This window comes from Sphaerotilus uruguayifluvii (genome assembly GCF_013294065.1).
GTDB classification, from domain to species: Bacteria; Pseudomonadota; Gammaproteobacteria; order Burkholderiales; family Burkholderiaceae_C; genus Sphaerotilus; species Sphaerotilus uruguayifluvii.
In genome coordinates, this window is sequence record NZ_JABSNM010000045.1 from 1 (window position 1) to 1,255 (window position 1,255).

Genomic DNA, 1,255 nt, shown 5'->3' on the forward strand with positions numbered 1-1,255 from the left:
GAGCCGGTGGTGGTCCTGGACAAGCTGACGTACGCGGGCAACCCGGCGACGATCCAGGCGCACCTGGACGCAGGGCGCTGCACGCTGGTGCAGGGCGACATCGGCGACCGCGCGCTGGTCTCTAGCCTGCTGGCCGAGCACCGCCCGCGCGCGGTGCTGCACTTCGCGGCCGAGAGCCATGTCGACCGCAGCATCCACGGCCCCGGCGAGTTCATCCAGACCAACATGGTCGGCACCTTCGAGCTGCTGGAAGCCGTGCGAGCCTACTGGAGCGCGCTGCCGACTGAGGACAAGGCGGCGTTCCGCTTCCTGCACGTCTCGACCGACGAGGTCTACGGCTCGCTCTCCGAGACCGACCCGGCCTTCAGCGAGACCACGCCGTACGCGCCCAACAGTCCGTACTCGGCCAGCAAGGCGGGATCCGACCACCTGGTGCGCGCCTACCACCACACCTACGGCCTGCCGACGCTGACGACCAACTGCTCGAACAACTACGGGCCCTATCACTTCCCCGAGAAGCTGATCCCGCTGATGATCCTCAACGCCCTGGAGGGCAAGGCGCTGCCGGTCTACGGCGACGGGCAGAACATCCGCGACTGGCTCTATGTGCGCGACCACTGCGAGGCGATCCGCCAGGTGCTGGCCAAGGGGCGGCTGGGCGAGACCTACAACGTCGGCGGCAAGAACGAGATCAGGAACCTGGACGTGGTGCAGGTGATCTGCGCCAAGCTCGACGCGCTGCGCCCGAAGGCGGACGGCACGAGCTACGCCAGCCAGATCACGTTCGTGGCCGACCGCCCGGGCCATGACCGCCGCTACGCGATCGACCCGACCAAGATCGAGGCCGAGATCGGCTGGCAGCCTGCAGAGTCCTTCGAGACCGGCATCGACAAGACGGTGAAGTGGTATCTGGAGAACACCGCGTGGATCGACTCGGTGCGCACCGGCGCCTACCGCGAGTGGGTGTCGAAGAACTACAGCGCACGCGACTGACGCCGGGAGCCGCAGACATGAAGATCCTTCTTCTGGGCAAGGGCGGCCAGGTCGGCTGGGAACTGCAGCGCGCGTTGGCGCCGTTGGGCGAGATCGTTGCGCTGGACCACGACAGCACGGAGCTGCATGGCGACTTCAGCCGCCCCGAGGGGCTGGCCGCGACCGTCGCTGCCGTCCGTCCGGACCTGATCGTCAACGCCGCGGCGCACACCGCGGTCGACAAGGCCGAGAGCGAGCCCGAGCTGGCGCGCGCGATCAACGC

General features: G+C 68.3%; 2 protein-coding genes. Both read left to right on the top strand.

Translation table 11 applies throughout. From position 1 onward, the window contains the following. Positions 1-993, top strand: a 993-nt coding sequence (gene rfbB, locus HNQ01_RS22100; RefSeq protein WP_173807662.1) for a dTDP-glucose 4,6-dehydratase, incomplete at its 5' end; no start/stop codon positions are given. Positions 994-1,010: 17 nt separating this feature from the next. Next, positions 1,011-1,255 (top strand): sugar nucleotide-binding protein (locus HNQ01_RS22105; protein ID WP_173807663.1); only part of this gene is annotated, 245 nt, incomplete at its 3' end.